We start from the raw sequence: 15,975 nt of genomic DNA on the forward strand, positions 1-15,975 counted from the left end.
CGCGCTCGACCACGCCGCGCAGCAGATCGTTGAGATCGCCCAGCACTTCGCCGTTGATCATATGCGCGTAAGCCCCCCCGGTATCGCGACGGAACAGCACCGTATTCTGATTATCGCGGATCTCGATCACGCCGTATGGCTGTACCGCATAACCGCCATTGGCGAAAGCGGCATATGCAGCCGTGAGCTCCAGCACGCCCACTTCGAAAGCGCCCAGCGCCAGCGAGGGATGCGGCTTCAGGTCGCTGGTTATCCCCAGGCGTCGCGCGGTCTCGATCACCTTGTCGCGGCCGACTTTTTCATCCACCTGCACGGCGATGGTGTTGATCGAGCGGGCGACCGCGTCGCGCAGGGTCATGGCGCCGTGATACTGGCCATCGTAATTGCGCGGCTTCCAGCCGCCGATATCCACAGGCCCGTCGACGAAAGTATCATCCGGCCGGATGCCCTGCTCCAGCGCGGTCATGAACACCAGCGGCTTGAAGGCGGAGCCGGGCTGGCGGCGTGCCTGGGTGGCGCGGTTGAAGGCACTGTCGAGATAGTCGCGGCCGCCGACCATGGCGCGCACCGCACCATCGGGCGCCAGCGTCACCAGGGCGGCCTGCTCGACATCCTGCTTCTCGGCCTCGCGATCCATCAGGGTGCCGATCGAGCGCTCGGCGCTGCCCTGCAGGCGGCTGTCCAGCGTGGTCCATACCGTGAGGTCGGGATGGTCGCGGCCGACCTGCTGATACACCTCGTCGATCACCCAGTCGGCGAAATAGCGCGCGTTGGGCAGCGGCAGGCGCGAGCGCGCCAGCTGCGTCGGCTTGGCAATCGCCGCCTCGGCCACCTCGGGCGTGATATAGCCGGCCTCGGCCATGTTGCGCAGCACCTGGGCCGAGCGCGTCTGCGCCGATTTGATATTGCCGGTCGGCGCCAGCCGCGACGGCGCCTTCAGCAGGCCGACCAGCATGGCGGATTCACCCAGCGTCAGCTTCGTCGCCGGCTTGTCGAAATAGCGCTGCGCCGCGGCTTCCACGCCATAGGCGCCGGCGCCGAAATAGACGCGGTTGAGATACATCTCCAGGATCTGGTCCTTGCTGAATTTCTGCTCCAGCCGGAAGGCGAGCATCAGCTCCTGGACTTTGCGTTTCAGCGTGCGGTTCGGGCTGAGGAAGACATTCTTCGCCAGCTGCTGCGTCAGCGTCGAGCCGCCCTGCACGGTGCGGCCGGCGCGCAGGTTGGCGAAGGTGGCGCGCGCCAGGCCGAGCGGGTCGATGCCGAAATGCGAATAGAAACGGCGGTCCTCGGTGGCCATCAGCGCCTGCGGCAGATGCGGCGGCAGCGCCTGCAGTGCCTGGTGCTCGCCATAGAGATCGCCATAGGTGGCGAGCACCATGCCGTCGGCGGCCTTCAGCGTCACCGAGCTTTTGCGCTCCACGATATAAAGGTCGTCGAAATCGGGCAGGTCATAGGCATACCAGGCGAACAGCCCGCCGATCACGACCAGGCCCCAGATGCCGACCACCAGGCCCAGCCGGGCCAGCCGGCCGAACCAGCCGCCGCTGCCGCCCGACAGGGCCTGTCTGAGGCGGGCCACGGGGGAGGTGCGACCACGGCGGCCTGTGGCGGTCTTTTTCGGGGACGTGCTGCGGCGTGGCGAACGGGCCATGGACGGGGGAACTCGGTTATCTAAAAAGAAGAAACGCCGGCCAGGCCGGTCGGTTCGGGGTTTGGCAGCGGAATGTGACCGGTTTAGGGCATGGCGGGTTGACGGCCGGTGAATGATATATGTTATAAGATAACATCAAGGAACCACCGCCATGTCCGTCCACCGCCACGCCGACCATCGCCGGCCTGCTTTCGACCTGCCGATCTCCGTGCTCACCGCCGGGGTGGGGCTGCGCATTGCCGCCCTGCTGCCGCTGATCGCCGCGCTGTGGGCGGCCATCGCCTGGGCTTTAGGGGCGGACTGATGATTCCGGCCGGCGAAATCCGTCTCACCGATGTGACGGTGGCCTATGACCGCCATCCGGCGGTGCATCATGTCAGCGGCCGTTTTGCGCCCGGCTCGCTCACCGCCATCCTCGGCCCCAACGGCGCCGGCAAGTCGACCCTGCTGAAAGCCATCGTCGGCCAGCTGCCGGTGGCAGCCGGCAGCATCGAGCGCGGCCCGCTGAAGGCGCGCGACATCGCGTTCCTGCCGCAGCAGTCGAGCCTCGACCGCGGCTTCCCGATTTCGGTGCTGGAACTGGTGCTGCTCGGCCACTGGCAGCGCGCCGGCGCCTTCGGCCGTATCGGCAAGGCGGGTATCGAAGCCGCGCGCGCAGCGCTCAGCGCCGTCGGCCTTGAAGGCTTCGAGCAGCGTCCGCTCGGCACGCTGTCCATCGGCCAGGCCCAGCGCGCGCTGTTTGCCCGCGTGCTGGTGCAGGATTGCCGCGTCATCCTGCTGGACGAACCATTCAATGCCCTGGATGCGCGCACCATCGCCGATCTGCTGGCGCTGCTGCAGCGCTGGCATGCGGAACAGCGCACGGTGATTGCCGTGCTGCATGATTTCGATCTGGTGCGGCAGTCCTTCCCCGAGGCGGTCTATCTCGCCCGCCGCCTGATCGCCTGGGGCCATGTCGAAGATGTGCTGACCCCGGAAAACCAGCTGGCCGCACGGCAGATGGCGGAGTCCTGGGATGAGGATGCGCCGCTTTGCGCCGTCGATGATCATCACGATCACCATCACGCGGCCTGATCCATGACCGCAGCCTATGATTTCCTGTTCGGTCCGTTTGCCGAGTTCGCCTTCATGCGGCGGGCGCTCGTCGCCTGCTTTGCCATGGCCCTGGGCAGCGCGCCGATCGGCGTGGTGCTGATGCTGCGCCGCATGAGTCTGTTCGGCGAGGCGATGAGCCACGCCATCCTGCCCGGTGCCGCCATCGGCTTCCTGGTGGCCGGCTTTTCGCTGCCGGCGATCAGCGTCGGCGGCGTGATCGCCGGCCTGATCGTGGCGCTGCTGGCGGGGGCGGCGACGCGTGCCACCGACCAGCGCGAGGATGCCAGCTTCGCCGCCTTCTACCTGATCGCGCTGGCACTCGGCGTCACGCTGATCTCCACGCGCGGCTCGGCCGTCGATGTCATGCAGATCCTGTTCGGCTCGGTGCTGGCAGTGGATGAGCCGGCGCTGCTGCTGCTCGGGGGTGTCGCCAGCCTGACGCTGCTGGTCTTTGCCACCATCTATCGCCCGCTGCTGGCCGATGGTTTCGATCCGGAATTCCTGCGCAGCGTGCAGCCCGGCGGCGGCACGCTGTATCACTTCATCTTCCTGGGACTGGTCGTGGTCAATCTGGTCGCGGCCTTCCAGGCGCTCGGCAGCCTGATGGCGGTCGGCCTGATGATGCTGCCGGCCCTGGCGGCGCGCTACTGGTGCCGCTCGTTTGTCGCCGGCATGCTGGTGGCGGCGCTGATTGCCGCGCTCTCTGGCTATTGCGGCCTGCTGCTGTCCTTCCATGCCGATCTGCCGTCCGGCCCCGCCATCGTGCTGTTTGCCGGCGCCGCCTATATCCTGTCGCTCGGCTTCGGCCGCCACGGCCTGCTGCTGCTCTGGCATCGTCGCCGCCATCTGGAGGCCTGACCATGCGTCTGATTATGGCATTGATCCTTGCAATGCTGGTGGCGGCGCCTGTGGCGGCACAGCAGGCCGAACCCCAGAAGAAGCTGCGTGTGATTGCCAGCTTCTCGATCCTGGCCGATATCGTCGCCCAGGTCGGTGGCGAGCATGTCGAGGTCACCACCCTGGTGCCGGCCATGGGCGATGCGCATGTCTTCCAGCCGACGCCAAACGACGCGCGCGCCGTGGCGACGACGGATGTGCTGGTGGCCAATGGCCTGAATTTCGAGACCTGGCTCGATCGCCTGGTATCCGCCTCCGGCTTCAAGGGCCGGCGCATCGTCGCCGCCGAAGGCATCACGCCGCTGGCGCTGCGCGGGGATCATGATCACAAGCACGGCCATGCGCATGATCACGGCAAGCCGACAAAGGACGCGGCGGTCAGCGATCCCCATATCTGGCACGACCTGCCGCGGATGCAGACCTATATCGGCAATATCGTGCAGGGCCTGGCGGCAGCCGATCCGGCTCATGCCGCGCAATATCAGGTCCGCGGGACCGCCTATGCCGCCGAGCTGAAGGCACTGGATGGCTGGGCCGCGGCCGAGATCGGCAAGCTGCCCAGGGCGCATCGCAAGGTCATCACCCAGCACGATGCCTTCGGCTATCTAGCCGCACGCTACCAGATCGACTTCATGGCGCCGCAGGGTGTCAACACCGATGCCGAAGCTTCGGCGGATGCTGTGGCGCGGCTGATCCGGCAGATCAAGCGTGAGCGGGTGCAGGCGCTGTTCTTCGAGAATATCACCAATCCGCGCCTGATCGAGCAGATCGCGCGCGAGGCGAAGGTGAAGGTGGGCGGTCGGCTTTATTCCGATGCGCTGTCGCCGCCGGGCGGCGAGGCCGACAGCTTCGTGACGATGTATCGCCTGAACATCACCCGCCTGGTCGAGGCGATGAGGCGCGACAGTTAACGGGTCGACTGAAAAAGGAAAAAGCCCGGCGGTCTTGCGACAGCCGGGCCTTGGTCTTTGGGAAACCTGAAGCTCTCTTACAGAGCGTCGTCGTCGGTCTCGCCGGTCCGGATGCGCAGCGCCTTTTCCAGATCGACCACGAAGATCTTGCCGTCACCGATTTGGCCGGTCTTGGCGGCATTCTGGATCGCCTCGATCACGCGATCGGCGAGGGCGGACTTCACCGCCACCTCGATCTTGACCTTCGGCAGGAAGCTAACGGCGTATTCCGCACCACGGTAAATTTCGGTATGGCCCTTCTGCCGGCCGAACCCTTTCACCTCAGTGACGGTCAGGCCCTCGACGCCGAGGCTGGTAAGCGCCTCGCGAACCTCGTCGAGTTTGAATGGCTTGATGACTGCCATGACCAGTTTCATGTGTCTCACTCCTCAGCGTTGTTGGCCGCAGTCAGGGTCGTTGCCCGCACGGCGCGTCGTCGCCACTCCCACCCTTCAAGAACCGTGCCGGTTACCCGGCCCGAGTCTCACGCCAGTTTAGCCATGGGGAGCGGCTGCAGGGAAGGCCGCGGCGCGGGTTTCTGCCCGAAACGCGGCGCCCTGCCGAAAGATTAGGCAGTGATTTCCCCTTAGCTAGCCAGCAAACGATTGGCCGCCGAGGTGACCGCCTTGAGCGAGGCCGCGACGATATTCCGGTCACGGCCTACCCCGAACAGGGTGGTGCCGTCGGCCCGCTTGATCTCGACATAGGCCACCGCCTCCGAGGAGGCGCCGCCATTGGCTGCGGTCGGCGCGATGGCATGCTCGCGATAGTCGATCAGGTTGATCGACACCCCGGCATGGCGGTTCAGCGCGTCGATATAGGCATCGATCGGTCCGGTGCCATGGCCTTCCAGCTCGATCGCCTTGCCGCCGTCTTGCACGCTGGCGGTCAGGCTGCGCCGCTCGCTCTGATGCGGGTCGGGCAGGGTGCGATGGCTGGCAAAGCCGAAGCGGCCCCGGGGCTGAACCAGATACTCGTCCTGGAAGGTATCCCAGATCAGCTGCGGCGAGATTTCCTTGCCGGTGCCATCGGCGATGCGCTGGATCACCTGGCTGAACTCGATCTGCAGCCGGCGCGGCAGCTCGAGGCCGTAATCGGTTTCCAGCACGTAGGAGATGCCGCCCTTGCCGGACTGGCTGTTGATGCGGATCACCGGCTCGTAGGCGCGGCCCACATCGGCCGGGTCGATCGGCAGGTAGGGCACTTCCCAGATCTTGTCGTTGCGCTGGGCCTGCGCCGCCATGCCTTTCTTGATCGCATCCTGATGCGAGCCCGAGAAGGCGGTGAAGGCCAGCTCGCCCACGTAAGGATGGCGCGGATGCACCGGCAGCTGGTTGCAGTATTCCGCCGTGCGGGCCGCAGCCGTGATGTCGGTGAAATCCAGCTCGGGATCGACACCCTGACTGAACAGGTTCATCGCCAAGGTGACGACATCGACATTGCCGGTGCGCTCGCCATTGCCGAACAGCGTGCCTTCCACGCGGTCGGCGCCGGCCAATACACCCAGTTCCGCTGCCGCCACGCCGGTGCCGCGATCGTTATGCGGGTGCAGGCTGAGGATGATGCAGTCGCGGTTCTTCACCTTGCGCAGGAAATACTCGATCTGGTCGGCATAGATGTTGGGCGTGCTCATCTCCACCGTAGCCGGCAGGTTGAAGATGATCCGCTTCTGCGGGGTGGGTTTGATCACGTCCATCACGGCTTCGCAAATCTCGATGGAATAATCGATCTCGGTGCCAGTGAAGCTTTCCGGCGAATACTGGAACACCCAGTCGGTCTCGGGTGCCTTGTCGGCCAGTTCCTTCACCAGCCGGGCGCCGTCAGTGGCGATCTTGGTGATGCCGGCCTGGTCGAGGCCGAACACCACGCGGCGCTGCAGCGTGGAGGTGGAGTTGTAGAAATGCACGATGGCGCGCTTGGCGCCCTTGAGCGCTTCGAAGGTGCGGGTGATCAGTTCCGGCCGGCACTGGGTCAGTACCTGGATGGTTACATCATCGGGGATCAGCTTCTCCTCGATGATCTGGCGCGTGAAGGCGAAGTCGGTATCCGAGGCCGACGGGAAGCCGACTTCGATCTCCTTGAAGCCGAGCTTCACCAAGGTGTCGAACATGCGCATCTTGCGCTCGGGCCCCATCGGCTCGATCAGCGCCTGATTGCCGTCGCGCAGATCCACGCTGCACCAGACCGGCGCCTTGGTGATGGTTTTGCCGGGCCAGGTCCGATCCGGCAAGTTGATCGGCTGGAAGGGTCGGTATTTGTGGAAATTCATCTTGTTCATGACTTCGCTCCTGAGGCGAAAATACGGAATTTGGCAATTCGACTTGGGCCCTATACGGCCGCTGACAGAGGCCCGCTGTTCAGCAGCCGTCAGTAAGTCGTAGGTGCGTCAGGAGGCTGAGAATCAAAACCTGCACCGCGGAAACCGCAGTGCGTGAAGATGAGGCGTTGGTATGAGGCGAGATGGACATGGACAAAACGACCGTTAGGGGGACTGCGCGCGCGTCTTCGGACGACCCGACCCTGCTTACAGGATCGGGCAGATAAGAAGGAGGCTGCTCAGTCGGGCGGTTTTGTTCATATCCCCAACAAATTGCCAGTCATGCGGCGCCGCGTCAAGTCAGCCGTTGCCGGGGCCCCGGCTCACGGTTAATGTCCCCGCGTTTCAGGGACTTGGATCCCCGAACCCACGGTCTTGGGAAGAGGCGCATGAACAAAGTTTACCCGAATGCGAAGGCAGCCCTTGAGGGCATCGTCCGCGACAACATGATGGTGATGTGCGGCGGCTTCGGCCTCTGCGGCCTGCCGGAAAAGCTGATCGACGCGCTGATGGACAGCGGCGTGAAAGGCCTGACCTGCGTGTCCAACAATGCCGGCGTCGATGGCGCCGGCCTGGGCAAGCTGCTGGAGACCCGCCAGGTCAAGAAGATGATCTCGTCCTATGTCGGCGAGAACAAGATCTTCGCCAAGCAGTATCTGGCCGGCGAGCTGGAACTCGAATTCAATCCGCAGGGCACCATGGCCGAGCGCATCCGCGCCGGCGGCGCCGGCATCCCCGCCTTCTTCACCAAGACCGGCGTCGGCACGCTGATTGCGGAAGGCAAGGAAGAGCGCGTCTTCAACGGCGAGCGCTACATCATGGAAACCGGCCTGGTTGCCGATATCTCGCTGGTCAAGGCCTGGAAGGCCGACACCGCCGGCAACCTGATCTACCGCAAGACCGCGCGCAACTTTAATCCCGCGATGGCCACGGCCGGCAGGATCACCATTGCCGAAGTGGAGGAGATCGTGGAGCCCGGCCAGCTGGACCCCGACAACATCCATACGCCCGGCATCTATGTGCAGCGTGTCATCTGCGGCGCGCCGTACAACAAGATCATCGAAAACCGCACCGTGCGTAAGCGCGCCTGAGCGAGAGGAGACAGACATCATGGCTTGGACTCGCGATGAAATGGCCGCCCGTGCAGCGAAAGAGCTGAAGGACGGTTTCTACGTCAATCTCGGTATCGGCATCCCGACGCTGGTCTCGAACTACATCCCCGAGGGCGTCGACGTCGTTCTGCAGTCGGAAAACGGCATGCTCGGCATGGGCCCGTTTCCCTATGAGGGCGATGAAGACCCCGATCTGATCAATGCCGGCAAGCAGACCATCACCGAACTGCCGATCTCCAGCTTCTTCGGCTCGGACCAGTCGTTTGCAATGATCCGCGGCGGGCATATCGATCTGTCGATCCTCGGCGCCATGCAGGTGGCGCAGAATGGCGATCTGGCCAACTGGATGATCCCGGGCAAGATGGTCAAGGGCATGGGCGGCGCCATGGACCTGGTTGCCGGCGTCAAGCGCGTCGTCGTTGTCATGGAGCACAATTCCAAGGACGGCGAGAAGAAGCTGCTGAAGGCCTGCGACCTGCCGCTCACCGGCGCCGGCGTGGTCGACATGGTGGTGACCGATCTCGCGGTCTTCACCATCGACCGCAAGGGCGGCGGCATGGTGCTGATCGAGCGCGCGCCCGGCGTGACGCTGGAAGAACTCAAGGAGAAGACCGGCGCGGATTACGCCGTGGCCGCATCCGCCAAGTAACGCGGTCAAATTCCCGCGACTGAAGGCCCCGGCAGGCAACTGCCGGGGCTTTTTTGTTGCCTGCCGCCGCCCTACCTAGGAGACTGCACTGCTGCCCGTCCGGACCGGAGAACCCCCATGCGCGCCTTCCTGTTCCGCCATCGCAAACTGCTCGCCGCCGGCCTTGTGCTGAAGCTCGCGCTCACCGGCATTGTCGGGGCAGCCATGCTGACTCCCGCTTGGGCCCATCACGGCTGGGGCTCGTATGATTCCACCACGGTGCTGACGCTGGACGGCACGGTGGAGAAGATCACGCCTGACAATCCGCATGCCGAATTCCTGCTCAAGACGGCGGACAAGACCTGGCAGGTCACGCTGTCGCCGCCCTATCGCATGGCCAATCGCGGCAAGCCGGTCGCGGATATCAAGGTCGGCGATCGCGTCGTGGCGGTCGGCTATCCCAGCCGGGTGACGCCGAACGAGATGCGCGCCGAACGCATCACCCATAACGGCGTCACCGTCGAACTGCGCTGACGGCGCTCAATCTTGGAGCACGCCGCTTCGCATCATCCCTGGCTGGTCGGGCTGGAGCAATCCGGCCTCGGCGCCGCCATGCGCCAGTCGATGTTTCTCTATCCCGCTGTCGAGGTGGTGCATATCCTGGGCTTCGTGCTGCTGGTCGGCAGCATCGTCGGCTTCGACCTGCGCCTGCTCGGCCTCACGCGCCGGCTGCCGGTCGCGCCCTTTGCCCATCATGCCGTGCCGCTGGCCATGCTGGGCTTTTTCATTGCCGCGCCGAGCGGCTTTCTGCTCTTCACCACCGAGGCAACCAGCATCGCGGTCAATCCGGCTTTCCAGGTCAAGCTGGCCTGCGTCGCCACCGGCCTGCTCAACGCAGCCGTCTTCCATCTCGGTCCGTGGCGCAGCATGGTGCGCCATAAAGATGATATGGGGGGCGGCATCGCCGCTTCGGTTCCCCTCAGCGCCCGCATCGGTGCAGCGGTCTCGCTGCTGGCATGGTGTGGCGCTGTCATCGGTGGACGCCTGATCGCGTATCTCTGACCCGCGCCTCGATTTGGCCGCAATTCGCGGCCGCGCCCCGCTTGAGACAAAAAAACGATCATTACAGCGGACCGGAACCGCAGGAACCGGTGCGCGTTTGTTGTCTGCCACCCAGATCGGGAACCCCGGCATGGACACGGCGGACGCGACAGGCCTGCATCAGGTCAATCTAGCGGACGCGCGCGATCCAGCCAGGTCATAAGGAGAAAATCATGATCGCGCGTCGCAAATTCTTCATGCTTGCCGCGGCCACCATCGCCGCCGCCTCTGTCGTCGCCTGCGCATCGCAGACCTATTCGGTCGGCGGTACCGTTTCGTATCGCGAGCGCCTGATCCTGCCGGCCGACTCCCAGGTCGTCGTGCGGCTGGAAGACATCAGCCGCGGTGCGTCCTATCCGGCCGTGGTCTCGGAACAGCGTATCGTTCCCAACAGCATGGCGGTGACCTCCTTCCAGCTGCCCTATGATCGCAGTGCGATCAACCCGAACGCCACCTATGTGGTGAATGCCTGGATCGAGCAGGGCGGTCGCGTCATGTTCCGCAACAGCAAGGTCTATCCGGTGCTGACCAAGACGGCGCCGATGGGCCATGTCAACATCGAGCTGGAGCAGGTCGCCGCGGTCTTCGTGCCGCAGCCGGTTGCCACTGTTCAGCCGGCGCCGGGCACCGTGGTGCAGCAGACCACCACCACGACCACGACGCCGACCGGTGCCGTGATCGTGCAGCAGGCCCCGGCAACCCCGGGCACCTACTATGTGCAGCCGGCCCCGGCCGCGCCGCCGTCCGGCACCGTGATCCTGCAGCCGGTTCGCTAAACACCGGTTGAGTCTTCAGCGTCAGGGCCTGCCTCCACAGCGGAGGCGGGCCCTGATCTTTTGTATCTGGCCCGACGCCGGGTGTTGACCTGTCCCGTTTCATGTAATAATTGATATTACATGAAACGGGACAGCAAATTGTCAGGTGTGCTTCACGTGCTGCTGCATATGGCGCAGCGGGATGCGCCGGCCACATCCGAAATGCTTGCCAGGGCGATGCAGACCAACCCGGTCGTGATCCGACAGATCATGGCGGGGCTGCGCGAACGCGGCTATGTGCGCTCGGAAAAAGGCCATGGCGGCGGTTGGACCCTGGCCTGCGACCTCTCGACGCTCACCTTGCGGGATGTCTACGAGGCGCTCGGCGAGCCGTCGCTGCTGGCGATGGGCAACCGGACCGAAGCGCCGGGCTGCCTGGTTGAGCAGGCCGTCAACGCTGCGCTCGGCCGCGCCTTCGACGAGGCCGAAGCGATGCTGCTGTCGCGCTTCGCCTCGGTGACGCTCGCGCAACTCCGCGATGACTTTCAAAATCGGCTGGCCGGTCGCAGGCGATCTTACGATCTGGAGGCGGTTCATGCCGGATGACCAAATGATGCAGGCCCTGCTCGCATCCTTCAGCGACCCCGAGCATGCCCGACGGTATGGCGAGGGCCCGCAGCGGTTTATACCAGGCTTTGCCGATCTGCATCGCATGACGGCGATACTGCTCGCCGAGCGCGCTCCGCACCACGCTCATGTGCTGGTGCTGGGGGCCGGTGGCGGTCTTGAGCTGAAGGCCCTGGCTACCGCACAGCCGGAGTGGCGCTTTGTCGGCGTCGATCCGGCCGGTGCCATGCTGACCGAGGCGAAACGCCTGCTGGGGTCAGATGCGGCGCGCGTCACGTTTTGCGAGGGATATATCGATGATGCGCCCCTGGGCCCGTTCGATGCCGCAACCTGTCTTCTGACCCTGCACTTCCTGGCGCCGGAAGATCGCAGGCGCACGCTCGCCCAGCTTCGTCGGCGACTCAAACCCGGCGCTCCGTTCGTGGCAGCGCATATCAGCTTTCCGCAGGACAGCGGTGCCCGTCCGCTCTGGCTGTCGCGGTACGGCGCCTTCGCGCGCGCGTCCGGCGCCGAGCCCGCGCAGGTGGAAAAGATGGTCGCGACAGTCGACGCGCACCTGCCGATGCTGACGCCCGAGCAGGACGAAGCCATCCAGCGCGATGCAGGCTTTTCGGATGTCGCCATGTTCTATGCCGCTTTCAACTGGCGCGGCTGGGTCGCCTATGCCTGAAGTCGGACAGCCCTGACTCACGGACAGGGCGCTTCGCGGAAAGCGTAGATGCGGTCGTCGGCCGGCGTGTAGTCGGCACGGGCCGTACTGTCCTTGGTCATCGTGGCCCATTCCGGCGAGATCGTGGTCTGGTAGATCTGGCACACGATCCGGTCGCCGCGCTGCGCGCGATAATATTCCGCCTTCGCCGCCCAGCGCCCGTCCGGCTGCATCAGCCGCGTCTCGCCATTCTCCACCACCACATGCCAGCGCAGTGACGCCCCCTCGCGCAGCGTCAGCACCACCGGGCCGGCCTTGGCCGGCAGCTCCACCGCTTCGGCCAGCACATGGCCGCCGGCCAGCACGGTATCGGCCGCAAAATGGAGGGCGGGTGCGGGCAGGTCTTCGGCCAGCGCGGCGGTCGAGATCAGCAGGGCAACAGGCAGGGACAGGCGCATGGCCCGAGCCTAGCACGGCTTGCTGCGGCGTCAGCCGCGCCGCAGCCTGTCGAGCTGCGCCTGGGCCTGTTCGCGATGGGCGTCGGTGATGCTGGACTCCACCGCCTTGATCGCGGCCAGGATCACGGCGAGATCGTCGCCATAGCCCAGGGCGCCGAAAATGTCGGGGATGAAATCCACCGGCACGATGAAATAGCCCAGCGCGCCGAACAGCACGGCCTTGGCGGTGGTCGAGGTCTTCGGGTCGATGGCGGCATAGAAGGCGGCCAGGAAGGTGGCCGCGCCGGGCAGATAGGTCACGGTCTTTTTCAGCTTGCGCCAGAACCGCTTGGCCAGGCGCGGCTGTTCGATCCGCAGGCGGGCCGGGTCGGCCGGCACCTGGAAGGCGAGGGGATTGGGGTCGGGGCTCATGTGGGGAGATATGGGGAGTCCCGATTGACGCTGCAAGCCGGGCGGGGCTGTGCCATAACGGAGTCCGGGCAGCAGGGGAAAAGCTTTGCCGGACATGGGATTGCGGTCAATCGCCGGGTTTGCGGCCGTCCTGGTGCTTGGGCTGGTACAGCCGGCCCAGGCGCAGACCGGGGCGCAGACCGGGACGCAACTCGCCCTGGTGACGGGCGATGACTATCCGCCCTTTGCCGATTCCCGCCTGCCCGGTGGCGGCCTGGCCACCATCCTGGTGCAGCGCGTGATCCGCGGCATGGACGACACCGCCACGCTGGAGTTCCAGCCCTGGCGGCGCGGCTATGAAGAAACCCTGCGCGGGCGCTTTGACGCCACCTTTCCCTATGTGCGCACGGCCGAGCGCGAACGCGACTTTCTCTATTCCGAACCGCTGATCCGTCTGCGCCAGGTGGTGTTCATGTCGACTGAGCGGCCGTTTGCCTATCGCAGTCCACAGGATCTGCAGGGCCGCCGGGTCTGTGTCGCGCTGGGCTATGCGCCGCCGGCCGAGCTGCAGGTGATGATCGAGCAGCAGCAGGTCGAGCGCGTGACGCCGGGCAATGCGGCATCCTGTCCCAATATGATCGTGGCCGACCGCGCGGATTTCTTCGTGCAGGACGAACGCATCGGCAGCGCGCTGGTCGCCAAGGTCGGCCTGTCGGCGACGATCCGGCCGCTCAGCGATCTGCCCTTCGGTGTCACCGAGATTCATCTCATCGTGCCGCGCCAGCGACCCGATGCCACCGGCCTGATCGGCCGTTTCAACGACGCGCTGCAGCGGCTGCGTGCCAGCGAAGACTACGAGCGCCTGCTGCTGCAATAAAGGCCAGATCGTAGCCAAATCCGGGCCGATTGGTTATAACCACCGCCCGGAATAGTTACGATATATAATGATCAAAGGGAGTGTTCCATGGATCTCAAGGGCGTAGGCGCGATCATCACCGGCGGTGCCTCGGGTCTGGGCGCGGCCACCGCGCGCGAGCTGGCCAAGGCCGGCGCCAGGGTTGCCTTGCTCGACATGAATGTCGAACTGGCCGAACAGACCGCCAGGGAGATCGGCGGCGTGGCGGTGAAGTGCGATGTGGTCGATGGCCCGGGCGGCGAAGCGGCCGTCAAGGAAGCCGTCGCCAAGGTCGGCCCGGTGCGCGTGCTGGTCAACTGCGCCGGCGTCGGCACGCCGATGAAGGCGGTGGGCAAGGATGGCCCGGTGCCGCTGGAGAAGTTCGTCAAGGTTGTGCAGATCAACCTGATCGGCACCTTCAACATGATCCGCCTGGTCGCGCATCACATGCAGCAGCTGCCCGAGATGGCCGACAAGGAACGCGGCTGCATCATCAACACGGCATCGGTCGCCGCCTTCGACGGCCAGATCGGCCAGCCGGCCTATGCCTCGTCCAAGGCGGGCGTCCATGGCATGACGCTGCCGCTGGCGCGCGAATTCGCCTCATTCGGCATCCGCGTCTGCACCATCGCGCCGGGCCTGTTCGGCACGCCGATGATGTTCGCCCTGCCGCCGGAGGCGCAGGAGTCGCTCGGCAAGTCGGTGCCCTATCCCTCGCGGCTCGGCCGCCCGGAAGAGTATGCCGCGCTGGCCAAGCATATCTGCGAGAACACCATGCTGAACGGCGAGACCATCCGCCTGGATGGCGCGCTCCGGATGGCGCCGCGCTGAACCATCTCAAATCGTCACCCTCGGCCTTGTGCCGAGGGTCCATCTGCGTGTTCCGATGCGCGGACGGTTGGGATGGATCCTCGGAATAAATCCGAGGATGACGGTTTTTGTGAACGTGCCTTTCTGGTTCAGGCCGCCCATCGGGCGGCCTTTACTTTGCCGGAATCCGGCCGTCTTCGGCCTTCGGAGGGCCCCCGGAGCCTTGCCGGGCTCAACGATTCCCGCTACCCCTTGGGCCGACCAATTCCCACCCCAAGACTGATGCAATTCCGGAGGATTTCCCTATGGCGCGCAAGAAAATCGCCCTCATCGGCGGCGGCAATATCGGTGGCACCCTGGCCCTGCTGGCCGGCATGAAGGAACTGGGCGACATCACCATCTTCGATGTGGTCGAAGGCCTGCCGCAGGGCAAGGCGCTCGACATGGCCCAGGCCGGCGCGGTCGAGGGCTTCGATGCCAAGCTGAAGGGCACCCAGGATTACGCCGACATCGCCGGTTCGGATGTCATCATCGTCACCGCCGGTGTGGCGCGTAAGCCCGGCATGAGCCGCGACGACCTGCTCGGCATCAACATCAAGGTCATGCAGGCGGTCGGCGCCGGTATCAAGGCGCATGCGCCGGGTGCCTTCGTCATCTGCATCACCAACCCGCTCGATGCCATGGTCTGGGTGCTGCGCGAAGTCTGCGGCCTGCCGCATAACAAGGTGATCGGCATGGCCGGCGTGCTCGACAGCGCCCGCTTCCGTCACTTCCTGGCCGAGGAATTCAACGTCTCGGTCAACGATGTGAATGCCTTCGTGCTCGGCGGCCATGGCGACACCATGGTGCCGCTGATCCGCTACTCCACCGTGGCCGGCATCCCGGTGCCCGACCTGATCAAGATGGGCTGGTCGACGCAGGAGAAGATCGACAAGATCATCCAGCGTACCCGCGACGGCGGCGCCGAGATCGTCGCCCTGCTCAAGACCGGCTCGGCCTTCTACGCGCCGGCCTCGTCCGCCATCGAAATGGCCGAGAGCTACCTGAAGGACAAGCGCCGGGTGCTGCCCTGCGCCGCCTGGCTCGACAAGGGCAAGTACGGCCAGACCGGCATGTATGTCGGCGTGCCGGTGGTGATCGGCGCCAATGGCGTGGAGAAGATTGTCGAGATCCAGCTCAATGCGGACGAGCAGAAGATGTTCGAGCATTCGGCCAATGCCGTGAAGGGCCTGGTCGACGCCTGCAAGCCGATCGATCCGAGCCTGGGCAAGTAATAGTTTCAGCTTCGGCTGACGGAAACGGCGCGCTGGCGACAGCGCGCCGTTTTTGATTCCGAGACACCCTCCCCCTCCCACTGCTGCGGAGTGGCCTTATTGCCCTCTCCCATGAAATGGAAGAGGGAGGGCCCCGCTGCGCAGCAGTGGATGGGTGAGGGGCTTGGTCTTTCGCGCTATACTCTCCCGCGACTCAACCGCTGGAGACTCCGAAGTGCGCCTGCTGATCGCGATCTTCCTGCCCTTCCTGCTGTTCTTCACCATCGGCCGGCCGATTGCCGGCATCCTCTGCCTGATCCTGCAGATCACCCTGATCGGCTGGATCCCGGCCGCACTCTGGGCGGTCTATTCCCTCAGCCAGTA

Annotated in this window: 20 protein-coding genes; 15 read left to right on the forward strand and 5 right to left on the reverse strand. The window is 65.1% G+C overall.

The window, feature by feature from the left end:
* A partial coding sequence (locus AAG799_RS18135) for a PBP1A family penicillin-binding protein (RefSeq protein ID WP_341898147.1) occupies positions 1–1,582 on the reverse strand: 1,582 nt, incomplete at its 3' end.
* A gap of 223 nt (positions 1,583–1,805) precedes the next feature.
* Here AAG799_RS18135 and AAG799_RS18140 point away from each other — a divergent pair.
* Genes AAG799_RS18140 through AAG799_RS18155 form a run of 4 tightly spaced genes read left to right on the forward strand, consistent with a single transcriptional unit; the run spans position 1,806 to position 4,557 of the window.
* Positions 1,806–1,958, forward strand: a complete 153-nt coding sequence (locus AAG799_RS18140; protein ID WP_341898149.1) for a hypothetical protein — start codon at positions 1,806–1,808, stop codon at positions 1,956–1,958.
* A complete protein-coding gene (locus AAG799_RS18145; protein WP_341898150.1) occupies positions 1,958–2,728 on the forward strand; it encodes an ABC transporter ATP-binding protein in 771 nt (256 codons plus the stop codon). Before AAG799_RS18140 ends, AAG799_RS18145 begins: the two co-directional genes overlap by 1 nt.
* Before the next feature lie 3 nt (positions 2,729–2,731).
* Positions 2,732–3,607 (forward strand): metal ABC transporter permease, encoded by an 876-nt coding sequence (locus AAG799_RS18150; protein WP_341898152.1) that lies wholly within the window; start codon positions 2,732–2,734, stop codon positions 3,605–3,607.
* A 2-nt stretch (positions 3,608–3,609) separates the two neighbouring features.
* Positions 3,610–4,557 carry a zinc ABC transporter substrate-binding protein gene (locus tag AAG799_RS18155; RefSeq protein WP_341898154.1) on the forward strand — a complete coding sequence of 316 codons (948 nt, stop codon included), beginning with the start codon at positions 3,610–3,612 and terminating at the stop codon, positions 4,555–4,557.
* 77 nt (positions 4,558–4,634) lie between these two features.
* Here the strand turns inward: AAG799_RS18155 and AAG799_RS18160 are convergent, their stop codons facing one another.
* Both AAG799_RS18160 and leuA read right to left on the reverse strand, forming a co-directional pair.
* Complete coding sequence (locus AAG799_RS18160; protein WP_290811128.1) at positions 4,635–4,973, reverse strand: P-II family nitrogen regulator; 339 nt, start codon at positions 4,971–4,973, stop codon at positions 4,635–4,637.
* 209 nt (positions 4,974–5,182) lie between these two features.
* A complete protein-coding gene (leuA, locus tag AAG799_RS18165) occupies positions 5,183–6,874 on the reverse strand; it encodes a 2-isopropylmalate synthase (RefSeq protein WP_341898156.1) in 1,692 nt (563 codons plus the stop codon).
* A gap of 428 nt (positions 6,875–7,302) precedes the next feature.
* Between leuA and AAG799_RS18170 the strand changes: the two genes are divergently transcribed.
* From AAG799_RS18170 to AAG799_RS18200, 7 genes are all read left to right on the forward strand, one after another.
* Positions 7,303–8,004, forward strand: coding sequence for a CoA transferase subunit A (locus AAG799_RS18170; protein ID WP_341898157.1), 702 nt, complete (start codon positions 7,303–7,305; stop codon positions 8,002–8,004).
* A 19-nt stretch (positions 8,005–8,023) separates the two neighbouring features.
* On the forward strand, positions 8,024–8,674 hold the full coding sequence (locus AAG799_RS18175; RefSeq protein ID WP_341898158.1) for a 3-oxoacid CoA-transferase subunit B: 651 nt from the start codon (positions 8,024–8,026) through the stop codon (positions 8,672–8,674).
* Between the two features lie 117 nt (positions 8,675–8,791).
* A complete protein-coding gene (locus AAG799_RS18180) occupies positions 8,792–9,187 on the forward strand; it encodes a DUF6152 family protein (RefSeq protein ID WP_341898159.1) in 396 nt (131 codons plus the stop codon).
* A gap of 12 nt (positions 9,188–9,199) precedes the next feature.
* Positions 9,200–9,715 carry a hypothetical protein gene (locus AAG799_RS18185; protein WP_341898160.1) on the forward strand — a complete coding sequence of 172 codons (516 nt, stop codon included), beginning with the start codon at positions 9,200–9,202 and terminating at the stop codon, positions 9,713–9,715.
* A 212-nt stretch (positions 9,716–9,927) separates the two neighbouring features.
* A complete protein-coding gene (locus AAG799_RS18190) occupies positions 9,928–10,530 on the forward strand; it encodes a YbaY family lipoprotein (protein ID WP_341898161.1) in 603 nt (200 codons plus the stop codon).
* Between the two features lie 120 nt (positions 10,531–10,650).
* A complete protein-coding gene (locus tag AAG799_RS18195) occupies positions 10,651–11,115 on the forward strand; it encodes an Rrf2 family transcriptional regulator (protein WP_341898162.1) in 465 nt (154 codons plus the stop codon).
* Between the two features lie 4 nt (positions 11,116–11,119).
* Complete coding sequence (locus tag AAG799_RS18200) at positions 11,120–11,806, forward strand: methyltransferase domain-containing protein (protein ID WP_341898163.1); 687 nt, start codon at positions 11,120–11,122, stop codon at positions 11,804–11,806.
* A 17-nt stretch (positions 11,807–11,823) separates the two neighbouring features.
* On the opposite strand, the gene AAG799_RS18205 is transcribed toward AAG799_RS18200, so the two are convergent.
* A complete protein-coding gene (locus AAG799_RS18205; RefSeq protein WP_341898164.1) occupies positions 11,824–12,243 on the reverse strand; it encodes a hypothetical protein in 420 nt (139 codons plus the stop codon).
* Between the two features lie 30 nt (positions 12,244–12,273).
* Positions 12,274–12,654 carry a YkvA family protein gene (locus AAG799_RS18210; protein WP_341898165.1) on the reverse strand — a complete coding sequence of 127 codons (381 nt, stop codon included), beginning with the start codon at positions 12,652–12,654 and terminating at the stop codon, positions 12,274–12,276.
* 94 nt (positions 12,655–12,748) lie between these two features.
* On the opposite strand from AAG799_RS18210, the gene AAG799_RS18215 reads away from it, so the two are divergent.
* From AAG799_RS18215 to AAG799_RS18230, 4 genes are all read left to right on the forward strand, one after another.
* On the forward strand, positions 12,749–13,510 hold the full coding sequence (locus AAG799_RS18215) for an ABC transporter substrate-binding protein (protein WP_341898166.1): 762 nt from the start codon (positions 12,749–12,751) through the stop codon (positions 13,508–13,510).
* Positions 13,511–13,597: 87 nt separating this feature from the next.
* Positions 13,598–14,359 (forward strand): SDR family NAD(P)-dependent oxidoreductase, encoded by a 762-nt coding sequence (locus AAG799_RS18220; protein ID WP_341898168.1) that lies wholly within the window; start codon positions 13,598–13,600, stop codon positions 14,357–14,359.
* Positions 14,360–14,643: 284 nt separating this feature from the next.
* Positions 14,644–15,612: a malate dehydrogenase gene (gene mdh / locus AAG799_RS18225; RefSeq protein WP_341898171.1), complete on the forward strand. Its 969-nt coding sequence runs from the start codon at positions 14,644–14,646 to the stop codon at positions 15,610–15,612.
* A 214-nt stretch (positions 15,613–15,826) separates the two neighbouring features.
* Positions 15,827–15,975: YqaE/Pmp3 family membrane protein (locus AAG799_RS18230; RefSeq protein WP_341898173.1), on the forward strand; the 149-nt coding region annotated here is incomplete at its 3' end.

Origin of the sequence: Ferrovibrio terrae (genome assembly GCF_943371255.1) — a bacterium.
GTDB classification, from domain to species: Bacteria; Pseudomonadota; Alphaproteobacteria; order Ferrovibrionales; family Ferrovibrionaceae; genus Ferrovibrio; species Ferrovibrio terrae_B.